Raw genomic sequence first — 19,089 nt, forward strand, 5'->3', positions numbered from 1 at the left:
TCGCCAGCAGGCTGGCTCCCACAATTGGAATGCATTTTCCTGTGGGAGCCAGCCTGCTGGCGATGACGACTTCAAACCGCGACGCTGATCGCCTGTTTATCCACCGCCACCAGCGTCTCGATCATCGCCCGCGCCGCCGGTGACAGCCGGAATCCCGTGCGGCTCACAATCCCGCATCGCGCATTCATGCTCTCCAGGTTCTGCGGCAGATTGCGCCAGTGCAGCAGCGCCAGCGAGCCCTGGGCGATGTCCTCGACAAACGCCTCTTCAGTGCCCACGCCAATCGCGTTGGACTGCAACACCACTTTCACCAGCGCAGGAAAATGCTCGGTCTCGATGGTCGGCGAAAAGTCGATCCGTCCGCTGAGATTCGCCAGCAGTTTGCGAATGCCCGGCGGGATAAGCGTGGTCGCCAGCGGGTAGTCGAACATGTCGTTGGTCGACAAGCTTTCCTTGGCCAGTAGCGGATGCCCCGGCCGGCAGAAAAACACCCCGCGCTTGGGCGTCAGCGGCTGGGTCTGGAAGTTCGGGTCGGATTCGAAATGGCGGATGTCGGCGATGAAGAATTCGATCTCTTCGCGGCTCAGGGCGCGGCTGAGCTTTTCCCAGTTATCCACCTGAAAACAGGTGCGCACTTTCGGGTGCGCATTGATGAATTGCGCCACCGCGTCCGGCACCAGTTTCACCGCCGGCGCCGGGCCGCAACCGAAGTGCAGTTCGCCGGCATCGAGCTTGGTCATCTGCGTCACTTCGGCGCTGAGCAGCGCCGCGCCCTGCACCAGGGTCAGGGCGTGTTGCAGCACCACCTGGCCTTCGGGCGTGGGGCGCAGATCCTTGTTGCCGCGATCCACCAGCACGCAGCCGAACTCCTGCTCCAGCCCTTGAATGCTGCGGCTGAACGCCGGTTGAGTGATGCCCATGGCGTCGGCCGCGCGGACAAAACTGCGGTGTTCGTTGAGGGCGATGAAGTAGCGCAACTGGCGAAGATCCATATGCTTTTCCGGCATCCTAAAAATAGCTCGAAGGCATTTGCGACGAGGTTGCTTGAGGTTTTAAATGCAAGCTCTTATTCCGTCAACGAAGCATGTGAATATCTATTAGATGTATATGGAATATAGATAGAGCGTTGTTTCGCTGCCGTCCAACCGCAAGCAGTCGATGAGGGTCTACCCATGAGCAATGCCGCACTCGCTGTAAAACCCGCTGTCCACGCGCTGGACATTCATCCGGTGGCCGGCCGTATCGGCGCCGAAATCCGTGGCGTGCACCTGTCCGGCGAGCTGGATGCCGCGACGGTTGAAGCCATTCAACAGGCGCTGATCCAGTACAAGGTCGTGTTCTTCCGCGATCAGACCCAGCTCGACGATCAACGCCAGGAAGCCTTCGCGCATCTGCTCGGCGAGCCCGTGGCGCACCCGACCGTGCCGTCCCGCGAGGGCACCCGTTACCTGCTGGAACTGGACGGCGCCGAAGGGCAGCGCGCCAACTCCTGGCACACCGACGTGACCTTCGTCGATGCCTACCCGAAAGCCTCGATCCTGCGGTCGGTGGTGGCTCCGGCGTTCGGTGGCGACACGCTGTGGGCGAACACCGCGACGGCGTACAACGAACTGCCGACTGAACTGCGTGAACTGGCGGACAAACTCGTGGCCGTGCACAGCAACGAGTACGACTACGCTGCCGTGAAGCCGGACGTATCTGCGGAGAAGCTTGAGCGCTATCGCAAGATCTTCACCTCGACCGTCTACGAGACCGAACACCCGGTGGTGCGTGTGCACCCGATCAGCGGCGAAAAGAGCTTGCTGCTGGGGCACTTCGTGAAGCGCATCAAGGGTTATTCCCAGGCTGATTCGGCGCACTTGTTTGGCTTGTTGCAGAGCCATGTGGTCCGTCAGGAGAACGTCGTGCGCTGGCGCTGGAAGGCCGGTGATGTGGCGATCTGGGATAACCGCTCGACGCAGCATTATGCGATTGATGATTACGGGACTCAGGATCGGGTGGTGCGTCGGGTGACGCTCAAAGGGGAAGTGCCGGTCGGGGCGAATGGGCAGCGTAGTCAGACCATCAAAGGCGCAGAAATCGTCGGCGTCTGATCGGGCCTCATCGCGAGCAGGCTCGCTCCCAAAGGTTTGCGGTGTACACAAATCCTGTGGGAGCTGGCTTGCCAGCGATGCTTTTAATCACCACACGCCAATCTGAACCATCTTCTCGGTCTCCGGCTCCCCATAACGAAACCGCTGCCCGCGCAAATCAATCTCCTGATGACTGATGGTCGTGCGCCGCTTCAACCCGCGCACCCATTCGAACAGATACCCCGCATGTTCCTCGCGCACCGCCGCATACGCCGGATCCGCGCCCAGATCCTGCAGTTCCTGCGGATCATTCAACAGATCGAAAAGCTGCGGCCGGAAGCCGTCGTACGCCAGGTATTTCCAGCGTTCACTGCGCACCATGGTCATGCGGCAACGGTCGATCGGCTGGCCCAGTCGCTCCCGTGCCGGGGCTTGAAAGGCGTAGTCGTATTCGCTGATCGCATAGCGGCGCCAGTCAGGGTTTTCACCGTGCAGCAGCGGAATCAACGAGCGACCCTCCAGTCGATGCTCGGCCCCCGTCACGCCCAGCGCGTCGAGAAATGTCGGCACCCCGTCGATGGTTTCCGCCAGGCGTTCGTCCACCGTGCCCCGCGTGACATCCGCCGCCGCGCGCGGGTCGCGCACGATCAATGGCACGCCCACCGCTTGCTCCAGCAAAAATTCCTTCTCACCCAGCCAGTGATCGCCCAGGAAGTCGCCGTGATCGCTGGTGAACACGATCAGCGTGTCTTCCCAGCGTCCGTTGCTTTGCAGGAAATCGAACAGCCGCCCCAACTGATCATCTACCTGTTTGACCAGGCCCATGTACGTCGGGATCACGTTCAGTCGTACCGGATCTTTGGAGAAATTCAGGCTTTCCTCATGCTGGCGAAAGGCCTGATAGACCGGATGGTCGCTTGGAAAGGCATTACGTACCGGGTCGAGAATCGATTTCGTACTGTACAAGGTGTGGTACGGAGCCGGTACGATGTAGGGCCAGTGGGGTTTGATATAGGACAGGTGTAAAAACCACGGTTTTTCACCTTGCTCACCGATGAAGTCGATGGCTCGATTTGTAGTGTAGACAGTCTCTGAATGTTGCTCGGGAATTCGCGCCGGCAGATGGGCATGGCGCATTTTCCAGCCGCTGAGGATTTCGCCGTTGTCACCTTCGGCCGCGTTGGCCCAGTCGTGCCAGGGGTTGCGCCCTTCGAAACCCTGTTCCCGCAGGTAATGGGTGTACGGCGCGGATTCGCGTTTGTCATCGAACAGCGGGTCGTCGGGGAAGATGCCGTCGTGACGAAAGTACGGTTCGAAGCCGACTTCGTTGAGCACTTCGGCCTGAGCGCTTTCCGGGTTGATCGACAACCGCTGCAACGCATCCACGTTTGCCGTGGCGTGGGTCTTGCCGACCAGTGCAGTACGAATGCCGTGGGGGCGCAGGTAATCGCCGATGGTCAATTCTTCCAGCGGCAGCGGCACCGCGTTCCACGCCACTTGATGGCTGCTGACATAGCGCCCGGTGTAGGCCGACATCCGCGACGGCCCGCAAATCGTGCCCTGGGTGTAGGCGCGGCTGAAGCGCACGCCGGCGGCGGCCAGGCGATCGATGTTCGGGGTGTGCAGGTGCGGGTGGCCGTAGCAGGACAGGTAATCGCGGCGCAGTTGATCGCACATGATGTACAGCACGTTGCGCACAGGAGGTTGCGGGTTGGACATGGGGTTCACCAGTCAGAAAGACAGGCGAGGTTTTTCGCTTTCGGCGAGGGTGTTCGGCAAGTGCATTCGGGGAATGTGTTTCATGCAAGAAATGCATCGGCGCCTGTACAGGCCTCTTCGCGAGCAAGCCTGCTCCCACAGGAGTACGCGTTCCAAATGTGGGAGCGGGCTTGCTCGCGAAGGCGGTGCGTCAGACGGCAAAATTGTCCAGTGAACACACTTCCTCATCCACCGCATCGATCGCCTTGATCTGCTCGATCATCGCCTCAGCCAACGGCGACAACCGATACCCGGCGCGGCTGACAATTCCGTAACGGGTGTAAAGCTCCTCCAGATCATCCGCCAACCCTTCGACCTTCAAGCACACCAGCTCACCACGGGCCTGATGCAGTGCATCCGAATAGGCGCCAACGATGCCGATCGCATCCGAACGCAACACCACGCCGAGCAGGCTGGCGCTGTTCTCGCACTCCACATTCGGGACGAAATCCGGGCGGCCACTGAGGTCGACGATGACCTTGCGCAGGTTCGGCGGACGAATGCTCATGGCCAGTGGATAACTCATCAATTGCTCGGCCGTGACCCGATCCGATGCGGCCAGCGGATGCCCTGCGCGACAGCAGAAATGCCATTTGCGTGGCCGCAAACGATGGGTCAGATAATCCGGGTCCGCCTCGAAGTGGCGGGTGTCGGCGACGAAGAATTCGAACTCCTCGCTAAGGAGTCTTTTGCTCAGGCTCTGCCAGTCATCGACCTGGTAATGCACCCGCGCTTTCGGATAGCGGCCGATGAAGCTGCCGATCGCTCGCGGGATCAATCCCGCCGCCGGTGCCGGGCCGCAACCGAAGCGCAATTCCCCCGCCTCCAGCCCGTTGAACTGGCTGATCTCGTTGGCCATCTGCTGCGCCCCGCTGACCAGCCGCCGCGCGTGTTCAAGCAGCACCTGGCCCTGTTTGGTCGGCGGCAATTCCTTGCGCCCGCGATCCACCAGCTGGCAACCAACGCTGTGCTCCAGCGCCTGAATGCTGCGGCTGAACGCCGACTGGGACAGGTTCACCGCCTGCGCGCCCGCGACAAAGCTGCGTTGTTCGGCAAGTGCGATGAAGTGTCTGAGTTGGCGCAAGTCGATATGCATTTTTCACATAAAAAATATCCGGGAAATGCATTGGATATGCATTAGGTCGACTCCTTATAAAGGCAATCTCTTATGCAGTAAATCTTTGTAAAAACATAAATAAATAACTTAAAAGAATATGCGGCACGGAAGATGTCTGCGTGTTTTTTGACCAGGAGCAGCCCCATGAGACCGTTGAACCTTGCTTCACCGCCGCCGCCACGACGGCTCAAACGTCTGCCTCTGGCCCTGTTGCTGGCGGGGAGTGCCAGCTGGACCCACGGCTACGCCGCTGAAACGGAAACCCCTGTGTCGACACCGGCAGACAAGACCGCGACCGCTACTTCGCAACTGGAAACCGTGACCGTCACCACCCGCCGTCGCGAGGAAAGTTCTCAGGATGTGCCGACGCCGATGAGCGTGGTCAGCGGCACGACTCTGGAGACGCAGCGGGTCTACCGGATTCAGGATCTGCAGCAACTGGTGCCCAGCGTCAACGTCGCCTATATGCATGCGCGCCAGTCCAGCGTGTCGATCCGGGGCCTGGGCAACAACCCGGCCAGCGATGGCCTTGAAGGCAGCGTCGGCCTGTACATCGACAACGTTTATCTGGGCCGTCCGGGGATGGCGGTGTTCGATCTGATGGACATTGAGCAGCTGGAAGTCCTGCGCGGGCCGCAAGGGACGTTGTTCGGCAAAAACACCACCGCCGGGGTGATCAACATCAGCACTCGCGCACCGAGTTTTACCCCGGAGCGCAGCATCGAAACCTCGGTCGGCGAGGACGGTTATTTCCAGACCAAGGGCACGATTTCCGGGCCGCTCAACGATGTGCTGGCCGGGCGTTTGTCGGCCTATCGCACCCGCAGCGACGGCGACATCAAGAACGAATTCAACGGCCATGATCTGAACGGCGGATCCCGCGACGGCTTCCGTGCGCAGTTGCTGTTCAAGCCCAACGAAAACTTCAATCTGCGCTGGATCGGTGACTACAACGAAGAGGATTCCAGCGCCGGCACCCGCGTGCTGTACAACACCGGGCCGACCATCAACGGCGTCAATCTCTACTCGGCCCGCGCCGCCGCGGCCGGCGCGACGCTGGTCAACGGCTCGCACCGCAAGGTCAATCTGGACAACGACCAGCACGTCACCGTGCATCAGGGCGGCACGTCGGTGGAGGCCAACTGGACGTTGCCGAGCGACTTCACTCTGACCTCGGTCAGCTCCTACCGCTTCTGGAATTTCACTCCACGCAACGACGACGGGCTCAACGTGCCGGCGAGCTACAACGCCGGGGTTTCGGTGGAAGACAAACAGTATTCCCAGGAATTTCGCCTGGCTTCGCCCAAGGGTGAGTTCTTTGATTACGTGCTGGGCGCCTACTACTTCGGCTCGGATCTGGACAACAAATCCTTCCTCAATTACGGCCCGCAGGCCGACATCTGGAATGGCACGCCACGGGGTGCGCTGGCTAATGTGGACAGCGTCGGCAACGGCCACATCAAAACCGACAGCTTTGCATTGTTCGCCCAAGGCACCTGGCACCTCAGCGAACGTCTGGACTTCACCGCCGGGGTGCGTGGTACCTACGAAGAAAAGAACGCCTATGTCACCCGAAACGCGCCAGTTGGCGGTGCAGCCGTGACCGGCGCTGCCGCCACGGCGCGCCGCGGTCGTGTCGGTGCCTACGATTCCGGCGATCTCAATCAGTACAGCTCCAGCCCGTCGGGCCTGCTCAATCTCAGCTATCGCTTCAGCGATGATTTGCTCGGCTACGCCACACTTTCCCATGGCGAGAAATCCGGCGGGGTCAATCTCGCGGTGGGCTCGGCACCCACTGCCGGCGCCGACTCGCTGCTGATCGGCACCGAGCGCGCCAACAACGCCGAACTCGGCTTCAAGAGCACGCTGTGGGATCGGCGTTTGCAGCTCAACGCCAACGTGTTCTGGACTCAGGTCAACGCCTACCAGACCAACGCCTACGACGACGTCAACCGCGTGCAATATCTGACCAACGCCGGTTCGGTACGCTCGCGCGGTGTGGAGTTCGAAAGCACCGTGATCCCGTTGCGCGGCCTGACGCTGAACTTCAACGGCTCCTACAACGACGTCAGTTACCTCTCGTACAAGGACGCGCCGTGCCCGCCAGAGGTCAGCCAGGCACCGGGTGCTCCGGCCTCTTGCGACCTCAGCGGTCATCAGGTGGTCGGCGCCTCGAAATGGATCGGCAACGCCAACGGCAAGTACGAATGGAATCTGGATAACGGTCTGCAACCTTACGTCACCGGCAGCTATGCGTTCCGCTCCAAAGCGGTCGGCACGGTGGAAGATTCCGACTACGGCCAGATCCCGAGTTACGCGGTAGTCAATCTTTCCACCGGCCTGCGCGGCGATTTCAATCAGGGTCAGTGGGACGTCTCGCTGTGGCTGAAAAACGCCTTCGACAAAACCTATTACACGACCCTGTGGACCGGCGGCAACGGCGGCTATGAAGGCCTGCTCGGTACGCCGCGCACCCTCGGCGTCACCGGTCGCTACGACTTCTGATCGATCCTTCAAGGAGCTGCATCATGTTGCGCATCAAAACCGCTTTACCGGTGTTGTTGTCCGGCGCAGTGCTCAGTGCCGGGGCGCTCGCCGCGCCCAGCGTCTACCCCACCGGCGTCACTCGTTACGACCCGGCCAAGGCCTTCAATCAATATGTGATCTTCAGCGGTGCCGACAAGCAGACGCACCTGATCGACATGAACGGCAACGAGGTCAAGAACTGGCCGCAGTCGGGTTTCCCGTCGGCGATCATCGACCCGCAACTGGTCGGTGGCGAGCGCGGCCATGTGTTGCTGCAACTGAGCGAAAAGGATCCGGGCAAGCTCGGTTCCGCCGGCAACGGCCTCGGCAATCAGAGCGTCGGCGAGCTGGACTGGAATGGCAAAGTCGTCTGGCAGTGGGGCGACAAGGCCCCCGGTGGCGCTGCGCAGCAGCATCACGATCAGCGTCGCCTGAGCAACGGCAACACCGTGGTGCTGGCGAACAAGGTGCACAAGGTCAAAGGCTTCAAAGTGCCCGAGGTCATCGACGATGCGATCTACGAAGTCAGCCCCGCCGGCGAGGTGAAATGGCAGTGGCTGGCGTCGGATCATTTGAATGAGTTTGGCTTCACCGCCGAGCAGTTTAAGCTGGTTCGCACCAGTGAAAATCCGGATTACCTGCACATCAACAACCTCAGCCTGGTGGGGCCGAACAAGTGGTTCGATGCCGGCGACAAGCGCTTCAATCCGGACAACCTGCTGATCGATTCGCGCAACGCCAACTTCATCGCGATCATCGACAAGCACAGCGGCAAGGTGGTCTGGCGCCTGGGGCCGAATCTGCCGTTGGCCAATCCGAAAACCGCGCAGAAAATCCCGCGCCCGGCGGACCAGTTCGTCGGCCAGCATGACGCGCACATCATCCCGGCCGGGTTGCCTGGCGCCGGCAATCTGCTGGTGTTCGACAACCAGGGTTCGGCGGGTTACCCGAACGTCACGCTGGGGCTGATTTCCGGTTCGCGAGTGCTGGAGATCGACCCGGTGAAAAATGAAATCGTCTGGCAGTACAGCGCGGCGAATTCAAAGCAGCCGGGGTGGGCGTTCTACAGCTCGTTCATCAGCAGCGCGCGGCGCTTGCCCAACGGCAACACGCTGATCGATGAAGGCATGAACGGGCGGTTTTTCCAGGTGACGGCCAGTGGTGAAAATGTCTGGGAATACGTCAGCCCTTATCTGGGCAAGGCGCCGGGCGGCGACGCGATCAGCAACTGGGTCTATCGGGCTCTTCCTGTGAGTTATGACTGGGTGCCGGCAGGTACGCCGCGTTCGGAGACGGCAGTGATTGCGCCGGCCATCGGTGTGCAGCAAACCAATGCCAGTCGTTAGTTATCAGGGCTGTTCATAATCGAAATAAGTTATGAACGACTTGAATAGTGCATATAGCAATTTCGTTGAAAAGTCGCGTGGACAATAAATGAATGTCCAACCATCCTGAGTGTCGTGAGTTTCCAGGAGGAAACTTGCTCTCATCGGAAGACACTTATCCAACGATAAAGGAAATCTCGTTATGTCGAGCATTAATGGCACTTATGTAAATGCCAACTCTGGCGCCAAGCTGGTTATCACCGACGGTAATGATTCCAATGGCAGCTTCAGCGGCACCCTCAGCCAGGGTGGCGTGAACTACGACATCCGTTACGGGAACTACCACTTCCAGAACAGTACCGGCAACCCGACCACAATCGCGGTGCTGGCTCAGAACGGAAATAGTGGATATCAGACCTGGACGCTGTTTTCGCCTGATCACAACTACGCGAAACTCCGGGCTACCGGCTCGCGCGTGAACTTCGATGGTGAAGTTGTGAACCTGGGTGGTGAGTTTCTGAAGCAATAAGAAATTCTGTAAGTCGAAGGCCGATGCATTAAATATGCATCGGCCTTTTTATTTGTCTTTTAAAAAGTTCGTCAACTATCACCTTGGTATTAGTTGTCATTGAATCCCGGGTCACCGATAACCCGATGCCTTGGATGAATACTTTTTATGCCGGGAAAGCATGTCGATTGTGGCGAATCGCTGGAAGCCTTGCGGGCCGTGGCTCTGGCGGAAATGACCGTCTTATATATTCCATAAACGTCTATTCATAACATGAAAGATTACTTTCGGAGATAAGCGTCTAGCCCAATGATTGACCCATCGATCACGCCGTGGGGGATTCAACAAGCGGCGAATCGGCTACGCGAAAAAACGCAAAGAGACCGCAGGGAGTAAATCAATGGGCAATGTCCAGACCGCCGCCAGTGCACAGGAGGTGCTGTGGCGCCAGGCGCCGAGCGGCGAGTTGGTCGATCTCGGCCGGCCCCATCGCGTGCCGTTGGGGCAGTTGCGTTTGCAGCGCGTGCCCAGTGGCATTCTGAGCCGCCGCGAAACGATTCTGCTCGGCGTTCTGGCGCTGGTGGTGCATGGCGCGGTGATCTACTGGATCAACCAGCATCCGACGCCGGCGCTACCGATCGTGCCGCCGGAAATTCCACCGATGACCATCGAGTTTTCGCGTCCGGCACCCCCGGCACCGCCTGTGGTTGTACCGCCGCCACCGGCACCCGTGGTCGAGCCGCCGCCGCCGGTTGAAGACGAATTGGCAACCAAGCCACCGCCGAAACCGAAGCCGATCCCTAAACCGAAGCCGGTCGCCAAACCGGTACCGAAACCAGCGCCAAAAGCGGTCGAGCAACCACCGGCTCCGCCACAACCGGCTGCTCCGGTCGCCGCGCCCGCGCCACCTGCACCACCGGCACCTGCTCCGGTGACGCCGGCCTCGGCCAACGCCGCGTACCTGAAAAACCCGGCGCCGGAGTATCCGTCGCTGGCCCAGCGTCGCGGTTGGGAAGGCACGGTGTTGCTGCGGGTGCACGTGTTGGCCAGCGGCAAACCGGGCGAGATCCAGATTCAGAAAAGCAGTGGCCGGCAACAGCTCGACGACGCGGCGCTGGACGCCGTGAAGCGCTGGAGCTTCGTGCCGGCCAAGCAGGGTGATGTCGCCCAGGACGGCTGGGTCAGCGTACCCATCGATTTCAAGATTCATTAAACCGAAACCAATTTCGCGCGAAATGTTTACACGAGGGAACACATCATGACGTTACTGGCATCTCCACTGGAATCCATCGAAAGCGCGGTGATCTGGCTGCTGGTGGTCTTCTCTGTCGCCACCTGGGGCCTGGCATTGCTCAAGGCGCTGCAGTTCGGCCGGTTGAAGGCGCAGGACCGCAAATTTCACAAGCGCTTCTGGGCGGCGTCGAGTCTGGACTCCGCCGCCGAGTTGAGCGAAACCCAGCCCGGCGCGGCAGCGCGGGTGGCACAGGCCGGTTATGCGGCGATACAAGTGGGCGAGGCGCCGCAGGCCAATGACCTGAGCCAGGCGATCAACCATCAGGATCGCCTCGAACGTGCCTTGCGCCAGCAGATCGTCCGCGAGCGCCGTTCGCTGGAAACCGGTCTGGCGGTGGTCGCGAGTATTGGCAGCACTTCGCCGTTCATTGGTCTGTTCGGCACGGTGTGGGGAATCATGGAAGCGTTGAAAGGCATCAGCGCGGCGGGTTCGGCGAGCCTGGAAACGGTCGCAGGACCCATCGGTGCAGCGCTGGTCGCCACTGGTGTGGGGATCGCGGTCGCGGTGCCGGCGGTGCTGGTTTACAACTACTTTTTGCGTCGTCTGAAACTGACGGCGGCGGACCTGGACGACTTTGCCCACGACTTCTACAGCCTGGCGCAAAAGAGTTCGTTCCGCGTGCTGATCCACCCGACCGCGCACAAGGCAGCGGCCCAGGGCAACGCAACAAAAGTGAAGGAGGCGTCCTGATATGGCCTTCTCCACGCAAGACAGCGACGAGGTGCTGAGCGAGATCAACGTGACGCCGCTGGTGGACGTGATGCTGGTGCTGCTGGTGGTGTTCATCGTCACCGCGCCGCTGTTGACCAACGCGATACCGATCAACCTGCCGAAGACCGAAGCGGTGGCGCCGGTCGAGCAGAAAGACCCGTTGGTGGTGAGTATCGACGGTGCTGGAAAACTGTTTATCAACAAGGACGAAATCCAGCCGGACCTGCTGGAGTTCAACCTCAAGTCGGCCAAGGCCAAGGACCCGGAAGTGCGCGTGCAATTACAGGCGGACGACGGGGTGAATTACGGCGAAGTGGCGCGAGCCATGGCTTCGATTGAGCGGGCGGGCATCACCAAACTGTCGGTGATCACTGCACGATAAGGGTTTCACGTTTTTCCGGGGCCGTCTCCTTGGCAGGGTGCGGCCCCTTTTTTGTCTGAAACTTAATATTCTTTTCAGGTCTTAATAAATAGCTTCTTATTCCTTAACGAATATAAATCCCGTCCCTATACTCGACCAGGAACAGACACGACGCAGGAGAGCTCCCCCATGCGCAACGAATCAATCCGCTATCTGATTGTGCCGGGCTGGCAAGGATCGCCAGAAGATCATTGGCAAAGCCACTGGCAGAACAGCCTGCCGAACAGCGCGCGGGTGGAGCAGGCCGACTGGCTGACGCCGCGTCGTGAAGACTGGGTCGCGGCGCTGGCCGAAGCGATTGCCGCCGACATTACGCCGGTGATCCTGATCGCTCACAGCCTGGGTTGCATCACCGTGGCGCACTGGGCAGCCACCGCACCATTGCAGCACCTGCGTCAGGTACGCGGTGCGCTGCTGGTCGCACCGGCGGATGTGGAGCGTCCGGCCTGCGTGCCGGCACTGCGCAACTTTGCACCGATTCCCACCGATCTGCTGCCGTTCCCGAGCCAGGTCGTCAGTTCCGACAACGACGCCGCCGTCAGTGCGCCGCGTGCGTTGGAACTGGCGCGCAACTGGGGCGCCGAGGCGGGGATTCTCGCAGGTGCCGGACATATCAACGTGAAGTCCGGGCATCAACGCTGGGAGCAGGGATTCGCTTATCTGTATCGCTTGCAAAACCGCATGGAACACCACGCCCGGCGCCGTGCCTGACCACTTTTATTTTTTCAACGCCCCCGTCTCCCGGCGATTTGGGGCGGGAGTCTGCCATGAGTTTTGAAACCTTCGGTCAGCCGTTGCTGACCTTTCCCGATGCGGAAAAAAGTCCCCTGAGCATTCGCGCCAAGGCGCTGGTGTTCGTCGATCCACGCTCGCGCCAGTTGCGCGAAGAAATGGCCCAGCTCGCACCGCGCTCGATCTCGGTGTTGATTCGCGGCGAGACCGGCACCGGCAAGGAATTGCTTGCTCGCCACATCCACCGTGCCAGTGATCGCAGCGGGCTGTTTGTCTCGGTCAATTGCGGGGCGATCAGCCCGACCTACGCCGATGCCGAATTGTTTGGCTATGCCGCCGGCAGCTACAGCGGATCGGCCAGCAGTCGCGCGGGCTGGTTCGGTTCGGCCAACGGCGGCACTTTGTACCTGGACGAGATCGGCGACCTGCCGCTGCCGATCCAGATCAAGTTGCTTTCCGCGCTGGAGAACCACGAAGTCACCCGGGTCGGTGCGCATCAACCGAGCCCGGTGGACGTGCGGCTGGTCGCTGCGACCAGCATCGATCTGGCGCAAGCGGTGGCGGCGGGGAAGTTCCACGAGCGGCTTTATCACTATCTCAGTGAAGGGCATCTGGAACTGCCGGCATTACGCGCGCGGGTCGGCGACATTCTGTCGTTGGCCGAGTACTTCCTCGGCATCTACAGCCAGCGCCTCGATCTGCCGGTGCCGCTGATCAGCGAAGCGGCGCAGCAGGTGCTGGAGCAGCACAGCTGGCCGGGCAACACCCGGGAGCTGGAAAACGTCATTCATTTTGCGCTGCTGGTGAGCACCGGCGACGAAATCCTGCCGGAGCACCTGAACCTGCCCGAGGTGTCTGGGCCGCTGGTTCAGATCGAACGTCAGGTGGCGAGTGTGAGCCTCAACGGCACTGCCGGCGAACGTAAGGCATTGAAAGAATTGCTGTTGAGCCTGAGCGAGGCGTTATAACCATTTTGTTCAACATGAACAAAATGGAATATGAAGCTGAATAAACGTTATTGTCCGGGAATAAAAAATCCCGGTATTGTCCGCTTCACGCCAGCAGTAGCACATCGCTGGCACACGTATTAATGCCGTCGTCGATGACGACCGATTTTCGATAAGGACACTGCATGAAAAAGGTTCTGTTGTTTACCGCATTGGCGGCTGCTCTGACTGCTTCCCTGGCCCAGGCCGGCGAGAAACTGGTGGTTGCCGCGACGCCGGTTCCACACGCTGAGATCCTCGAACTGATCAAGCCAACCCTCGCCAAAGAAGGCGTGGATCTGGAAATCAAGGTCTTCACCGACTACGTTCAGCCGAACGTACAGGTGGGCGAGAAGCGTCTGGACGCCAACTACTTCCAGACCCTGCCGTACCTGAACAGCTTCAACCAGGGCAAATACAAGGACGACAAGGCCAAGTACCTGGTGACTGTGCAAGGCGTTCACGTTGAACCGTTCGGTGGCTACTCGAGCAAGTACAAGACCCTGGCCGAACTGCCGGACGGCGCCACCATCGCCATTCCGAACGAAGGCAGCAACAGCGGTCGCGCACTGATCCTGCTGCAGAAGGCCGGCCTGATCGAACTGAAAGATCCGAAGAACGCCCTGGCCACGCCAAAAGACATCGCCAAGAACCCGCACAACTTCAAGTTCAAGGAACTGGAGTCGGCCCTGCTGCCGCGTGTTCTGAAAGAAGTCGATCTGGACATGATCAACACCAACTACGCGCTGGAAGCCAAGTTGAACCCGACCAAGGACGCCCTGGTGATCGAAGGCGCGGATTCGCCTTACGTGAACTTCCTGGTCGCCCGTGAAGACAACAAGAACAGCGACGCCATCAAGAAACTGGCCGCTGCCCTGACCAGCCCTGAAGTCAAAGCGTTCATCGAGAAGAAATACAACGGCGCGGTACTGCCGGCGTTCTGATCCGACGCAGCAACAACCCCCTTCAAGGTTGAAAAAAACGCCGATGACAAGTGATGGTCATCGGCGTTTTTTCTTGCGTGTGGATAACTCAGGCAGCGCTGGTTTTCAGCGCCCTGCGCAAAGCCACCAGCCATTTCACGAAATCCTGCGGGTCCGGTCGCTGCGGCACTTTTACGTCCATGTTCTCTTCCTTGTTATGGGGTTGGCCGGGGGAGTCTGGCCAAAGGCTGTTCGTCCTTGGAGGGCTTATATGAAAAAAAGATCCGTCCTACAGCGAAAGGAAAAATAGCCTTCTTATTCTGTCGGGGCAAACCCGCAGGATAGTTTTTTGCGTGATATCAATATGTTTTAACGGTATTTAAATTCTTTTTCTTATACCTTTAAAGTCGGTGCCTGCTGGACAGTTACCCGCTGTCCATGGACTGCACCACCGTCGCTTACCGAGCGGCGTCAGGATGTTTCATGACCTTCGATTACGCATTTATCCTCAGCACCCTTCCGGCGTTTCTCCAGGCTGTGGGCGTGACGCTGCAGGTCGGTTTGATCGCCATTGGCACCTCGCTGCTGGTAGCGCTGCTGAACGCGACGATTCTGGTGTTCCGCACACCTTACCTGCAAAAACTGGTCGGGCTGTATGTGGAGCTGGCGCGCAACACGCCGCTGCTGATCCAGCTGTTCTTCGTCTATTTCGCGTTGCCGACACTGGGGATCAAGGTCTCCGGATTCAGCGCCGCGATCATCACCATGACTTTCCTCGGCGGCGCCTACCTCACCGAAGTGCTGCGCGCCGGCGTCGATGCGGTGCCTCAGGCGCAGCTTGAATCGGGCCGTTCGATTGGCCTGTCCCACGGCCAGTTGCTGCGCTACGTGATCCTGCCGCAGGCGGGAATCCTCAGTCTGCCGTCGCTGTTCGCCAATTTCATTTTCCTGCTCAAGGAGACCACCGTGGTCTCGGCCGTGGCGGTGCCGGAAATTCTCTACACCACCAAGAGCTACATCGCGCTCTATTACAAAACCTACGAAATGCTCGCCGTGCTGACGCTGATCTGCGTGCTGCTGTTCCTGCCGCTGTCGCTGCTGTTGAGCCGTCTGGAAAGGAGGCTCCAGCATGGCCAGTTCGGGTCTTGAACTGCTCTGGGTGTCGTTGCCGCAACTGGCAAAAGGCGCCGGGCAAACTCTGTCGATCTCGTTTCTGAGCATCGCCATCAGTACTGTCGGCGGCGTGCTCTACGGCGTGCTGCGCACGCTCAACGTGAGGTGGCTGAACGCGCTGCTGCGAATCTATCTGGAGCTGTTCCGGGCAATCCCGGTGCTGGTCTGGTTGTACCTGCTGTTTTTCGGCCTGCCGATTTTCTTCGGCCTGAGCCTGCCGAGCTTCTGGTGTGCGGTGCTGGTGCTGTCGCTGTGGGGCGTCAGCGAGGTTGGCGAAGTGGCGCGCGGTGCGTTGTATTCGTTGCCGCGCGGGCAGCGTGAGGCGGGGCTGTCGATCGGTCTGAACGCGGCGCAGCTCTACGGTTACGTGCTGCTGCCCCAGGCGCTGAGGCGCATGACGCCGCCGACCATCAACGTCTACACGCGGATCATCAAGACCAGCTCGCTGGCGGTGCTGATCGGTGTCGTCGATGTGATCAAGGTCGGCCAGCAGATCATCGAACGGACCTACGAATCGGTGCTGATCTACGGCGCGCTGTTTCTGTTTTTCTTTTTCATCTGCTACCCGCTGTCGGCCGCCTCGCGCGTGCTGGAGCGGCGCTGGACGCAAGCATGAGCGCATTGATCGAGTTTCAGGGCTTCAACAAATTCTTCGGCGAACAGCAGGTGCTCAAGGGCATCGACCTGCAGGTGAAGTCCGGCGAAGTCATTGTCATCCTCGGGCCCAGCGGTTGCGGCAAAAGCACCTTGCTGCGCTGCCTCAACGGTCTGGAAACTGCCCACAGCGGTCACCTGAAATTCGCCGGCCGTGAATTGCTGGACAAAGCCACCGACTGGCGTGAAGTGCGCCAGCAGATCGGCATGGTGTTCCAGAGTTATCACCTTTTTCCGCACATGAGCGTGCTCGACAATTTGCTGCTCGGCCCGCTCAAGGTGCAGAAGCGCGAACGCCGCGAAGCACAGCAACAGGCCGAAGCGTTGCTCGAACGCGTGGGCCTGTCGGACAAGCGCGATGCCTTTCCGCGCCAGCTCTCCGGCGGCCAGCAGCAACGCATCGCCATCGTCCGCTCGTTGTGCATGAACCCGCGAGTCATGCTCTTCGACGAAGTCACCGCCGCCCTTGATCCGGAGATGGTCAAGGAAGTGCTGGAAGTGATTCAGGGCCTGGCCCGTGAAGGCATGACCCTGTTGATCGTCACCCACGAAATGGCCTTCGCCCGCGCGGTGGCCGATCGCATCGTGTTCATGGATGCCGGGCGCATCCTTGAACAGAACCCGCCCGAGCTTTTCTTTACGAACCCGCAAACCGCACGCGCGCAGCAGTTCCTGGAGAAGTTCTCCTACGTCGAAGCGCTGACTTCAACGACTTCGCCCACAACGCCTCAAACCAAGGAACTGGAACTGCCATGAAAACTGCCAAAGCCCTATTTGCTTTACCGCTGATCAGCCTCGCGCTGCTGGCCGGCTGCAACAAGACCGAAGAACCGGCCAAGCCGAAAGTCGCCAGCGAAAGCACCGCGCCGGCCGGTTACCTGGACAAGATCAAGGCCCGCGACAAACTGATCGTCGGCGTGTTCACCGACAAGCCGCCGTTCGGTTTCGTCAACGAAGCGGGGCGCTACGTCGGCTTCGATACCGACATCGGCCGTCAATTCGCCAAGGATCTGTTGGGCGACGAAAACAAGGTCGAGTTCGTGGCTGTGGAACCGGCGAGCCGTATTCCGTTCCTGCAAAGCGACAAGGTCGACCTGATCCTCGCCAACATGACCGTGACTCCGGAGCGCAAGGAAGCGGTGGAATTCACCAACCCGAACCTCAAGGTCGCGGTGCAGGCGCTGGTACCTCAGGGCAGCGAAGTGAAGAAACTGGATGATCTGGCGACCCGCACCACCATCGTCACCACCGGCACTACCGCCGATATCTGGCTGACCAAGAACCACCCGGACTGGAAACTGCTGAAGTTCGAGAAAAACTCCGAGTCCCTGCAAGCCCTGGCCAACGGCCGTGGCGATGCCTACGCGCAGGACAATCTGGTGCTGTTCAGCTGGGCCAAGCAAAACCCGGGCTACCGCGTGCTGGACGAAAAACTCGGCGCCGAAGCACCGATTGCGCCGGCGGTGAAGAAGGGCAATATCGAATTGCGCGACTGGGTGAATACTGAGCTGGCCAAGCTTGGGGAAGAGAAATATCTGCTCAAGCTGTATGACCAATATGTGCGTAAAGAGCTGAGCGATGACACCAAGCCTGAGAGCGTGATTGTTGAAGGCGGGAAGTGGCAGGGTTAATCAGGCCAATTCCACGCCGGCTCATCCAGAACCCTCTGTCCGACGATCCCCGTCTGGCCGAGGGTTTTTTCCAGCACGATGCAATTGCATTCCGGATCTTGCTGCAACGCCGAAATCAACCGCCGGGCATGGGACACCACCCACACCTGACACTGCTCCGACACGCGGATAATCAAGCGCGCCAGCGCCGGCAGCAGATCCGGATGCAGACTGGTTTCCGGTTCGTTCAGCACCATCAGCGACGGCGGGCGTGGCGTCAGCAGCGCGGCGACCAGCAGCAGATAACGCAACGTGCCATCCGACAGTTCCGCCGCCGACAACGGCCGCAGCAATCCTTCCTGAAAGAACTCGATGGCGAAGCGTCCGCCCGCCAGAGGCGCGATGTTCAGCCGTGCGCCGGGAAACGCATCGCTGATCGCGGCCTGCAACGCCTCGGGATCGCCGATCTCGCGGATGGTCTGCAACGCTGCCGCCAGATCGCGGCCGTCGTGATGCAGCACCGGCGTGCGCGTGCCCAGTTGCGGCTGGCGCACCGGGGCGTCGGCGTCGCTGCGAAAGTGATCGTAGAAGCGCCAGCGGCGGATGAATTCGCGCATCTGGAACACTTCCGGCGAGGTGCGCAGGCTGCCGACCTGATCGAACAGGCTGTCGAAGTTCGGCGTGTGCTGGGCCAGCACGTCCCAGCTGCGACCCTCACGCGTGCGGATCATCCGCCCGTCGCGATCCACCAGCAAACTCGCCGGACGATAAAGCGGCCCGGCCCAGATGCATTCCTTTTTGATTTCCGGGTCGAGGGAAAAGAACGAAAGGCTCGGCTCCGGCAATCCCAGAGCGATCGAATAGCTGAAATCTTCCCCGGCAAATCCCAGCCGTAAGCGTTTCACACCCTGGCGTACGGTGGACTGGATCGGCACCTCGCCGTTGCGCATGCGCCGGCTGATGGTTTCCGGCCCGGCCCAGAAGGTCGAGTCGAGCCCGCCCTCACGGGCCAGCGCATTGACCACGCCGCCCTGAGCGGTTTCCGCCAGCAGCCGCAGCGCCCGGTACAGGTTGGACTTGCCGCTGCCGTTGGGGCCGGTGATCAGGTTCAGACGGCCCAGCGGAATAACCAATTTATTGATCGAGCGGTAATTGGCTACCGCGAGGGTCTTGAGCATGAAAATCCTTCTTGAGTGCCCCGAAATCCGGGTCAGGATACTCGCTGCACAGAAATGCATATATCGCCCGGACGAAGGTTGAACCCTGTTCTAAGCTCACA

The 19,089-nt window shown here is 60.1% G+C and carries 18 protein-coding genes; 14 read left to right on the forward strand and 4 right to left on the reverse strand.

What is annotated here, in order from left to right; all coding sequences use genetic code 11:
- Positions 1-71: 71 nt before the first annotated feature.
- Positions 72-992: a LysR family transcriptional regulator gene (locus QR290_RS02100; RefSeq protein ID WP_041475105.1), complete on the reverse strand. Its 921-nt coding sequence runs from the start codon at positions 990-992 to the stop codon at positions 72-74.
- Between the two features lie 180 nt (positions 993-1,172).
- Between QR290_RS02100 and QR290_RS02105 the strand changes: the two genes are divergently transcribed.
- Positions 1,173-2,093 (forward strand): TauD/TfdA dioxygenase family protein, encoded by a 921-nt coding sequence (locus tag QR290_RS02105; protein ID WP_289204227.1) that lies wholly within the window; start codon positions 1,173-1,175, stop codon positions 2,091-2,093.
- Between the two features lie 87 nt (positions 2,094-2,180).
- Here the strand turns inward: QR290_RS02105 and QR290_RS02110 are convergent, their stop codons facing one another.
- The gene (locus QR290_RS02110; protein WP_289204228.1) at positions 2,181-3,791 is read right to left on the reverse strand and encodes an alkaline phosphatase family protein; all 1,611 of its coding nucleotides are present in this window, start codon (positions 3,789-3,791) and stop codon (positions 2,181-2,183) included.
- A 190-nt stretch (positions 3,792-3,981) separates the two neighbouring features.
- The gene (locus QR290_RS02115) at positions 3,982-4,926 is read right to left on the reverse strand and encodes a LysR family transcriptional regulator (protein ID WP_289204229.1); all 945 of its coding nucleotides are present in this window, start codon (positions 4,924-4,926) and stop codon (positions 3,982-3,984) included.
- A gap of 165 nt (positions 4,927-5,091) precedes the next feature.
- Between QR290_RS02115 and QR290_RS02120 the strand changes: the two genes are divergently transcribed.
- From QR290_RS02120 to QR290_RS02180, 13 genes are all read left to right on the forward strand, one after another.
- Positions 5,092-7,452 (forward strand): TonB-dependent receptor, encoded by a 2,361-nt coding sequence (locus tag QR290_RS02120; RefSeq protein WP_289204230.1) that lies wholly within the window; start codon positions 5,092-5,094, stop codon positions 7,450-7,452.
- A gap of 23 nt (positions 7,453-7,475) precedes the next feature.
- Entirely contained in the window at positions 7,476-8,819 is a 1,344-nt protein-coding gene (locus tag QR290_RS02125; protein WP_289204231.1) for an aryl-sulfate sulfotransferase, read from the forward strand.
- A gap of 181 nt (positions 8,820-9,000) precedes the next feature.
- Entirely contained in the window at positions 9,001-9,327 is a 327-nt protein-coding gene (locus tag QR290_RS02130) for a hypothetical protein (RefSeq protein WP_039764506.1), read from the forward strand.
- A gap of 379 nt (positions 9,328-9,706) precedes the next feature.
- Positions 9,707-10,519, forward strand: a complete 813-nt coding sequence (locus QR290_RS02135; protein WP_289204232.1) for an energy transducer TonB — start codon at positions 9,707-9,709, stop codon at positions 10,517-10,519.
- Positions 10,520-10,564: 45 nt separating this feature from the next.
- Positions 10,565-11,290 (forward strand): MotA/TolQ/ExbB proton channel family protein, encoded by a 726-nt coding sequence (locus QR290_RS02140; protein ID WP_007952775.1) that lies wholly within the window; start codon positions 10,565-10,567, stop codon positions 11,288-11,290.
- Position 11,291: 1 nt separating this feature from the next.
- Entirely contained in the window at positions 11,292-11,693 is a 402-nt protein-coding gene (locus QR290_RS02145) for an ExbD/TolR family protein (RefSeq protein WP_003220570.1), read from the forward strand.
- Between the two features lie 168 nt (positions 11,694-11,861).
- Positions 11,862-12,443 carry an alpha/beta hydrolase gene (locus QR290_RS02150; protein WP_289204233.1) on the forward strand — a complete coding sequence of 194 codons (582 nt, stop codon included), beginning with the start codon at positions 11,862-11,864 and terminating at the stop codon, positions 12,441-12,443.
- A 56-nt stretch (positions 12,444-12,499) separates the two neighbouring features.
- Positions 12,500-13,432, forward strand: a complete 933-nt coding sequence (locus QR290_RS02155) for a sigma 54-interacting transcriptional regulator (RefSeq protein WP_115076150.1) — start codon at positions 12,500-12,502, stop codon at positions 13,430-13,432.
- A 164-nt stretch (positions 13,433-13,596) separates the two neighbouring features.
- A complete protein-coding gene (locus QR290_RS02160) occupies positions 13,597-14,394 on the forward strand; it encodes a MetQ/NlpA family ABC transporter substrate-binding protein (RefSeq protein WP_007952772.1) in 798 nt (265 codons plus the stop codon).
- Between the two features lie 462 nt (positions 14,395-14,856).
- Complete coding sequence (locus tag QR290_RS02165) at positions 14,857-15,522, forward strand: amino acid ABC transporter permease (RefSeq protein WP_289204234.1); 666 nt, start codon at positions 14,857-14,859, stop codon at positions 15,520-15,522.
- Complete coding sequence (locus QR290_RS02170) at positions 15,503-16,162, forward strand: amino acid ABC transporter permease (protein ID WP_289204235.1); 660 nt, start codon at positions 15,503-15,505, stop codon at positions 16,160-16,162. Before QR290_RS02165 ends, QR290_RS02170 begins: the two co-directional genes overlap by 20 nt.
- Positions 16,159-16,956, forward strand: coding sequence for an amino acid ABC transporter ATP-binding protein (locus tag QR290_RS02175; protein WP_289204236.1), 798 nt, complete (start codon positions 16,159-16,161; stop codon positions 16,954-16,956). The genes QR290_RS02170 and QR290_RS02175 overlap by 4 nt, the downstream gene beginning before the upstream one ends.
- A complete protein-coding gene (locus QR290_RS02180; protein WP_007952765.1) occupies positions 16,953-17,831 on the forward strand; it encodes a transporter substrate-binding domain-containing protein in 879 nt (292 codons plus the stop codon). Before QR290_RS02175 ends, QR290_RS02180 begins: the two co-directional genes overlap by 4 nt.
- Here the strand turns inward: QR290_RS02180 and QR290_RS02185 are convergent.
- A complete protein-coding gene (locus QR290_RS02185; protein ID WP_289204237.1) occupies positions 17,828-18,988 on the reverse strand; it encodes an AAA family ATPase in 1,161 nt (386 codons plus the stop codon). The two genes, QR290_RS02180 and QR290_RS02185, sit on opposite strands and share 4 nt — an antisense overlap.
- Positions 18,989-19,089 lie beyond the last annotated feature (101 nt).

This window comes from Pseudomonas fluorescens, assembly GCF_030344995.1.
Lineage (GTDB): Bacteria > Pseudomonadota > Gammaproteobacteria > Pseudomonadales > Pseudomonadaceae > Aquipseudomonas > Aquipseudomonas fluorescens_BF.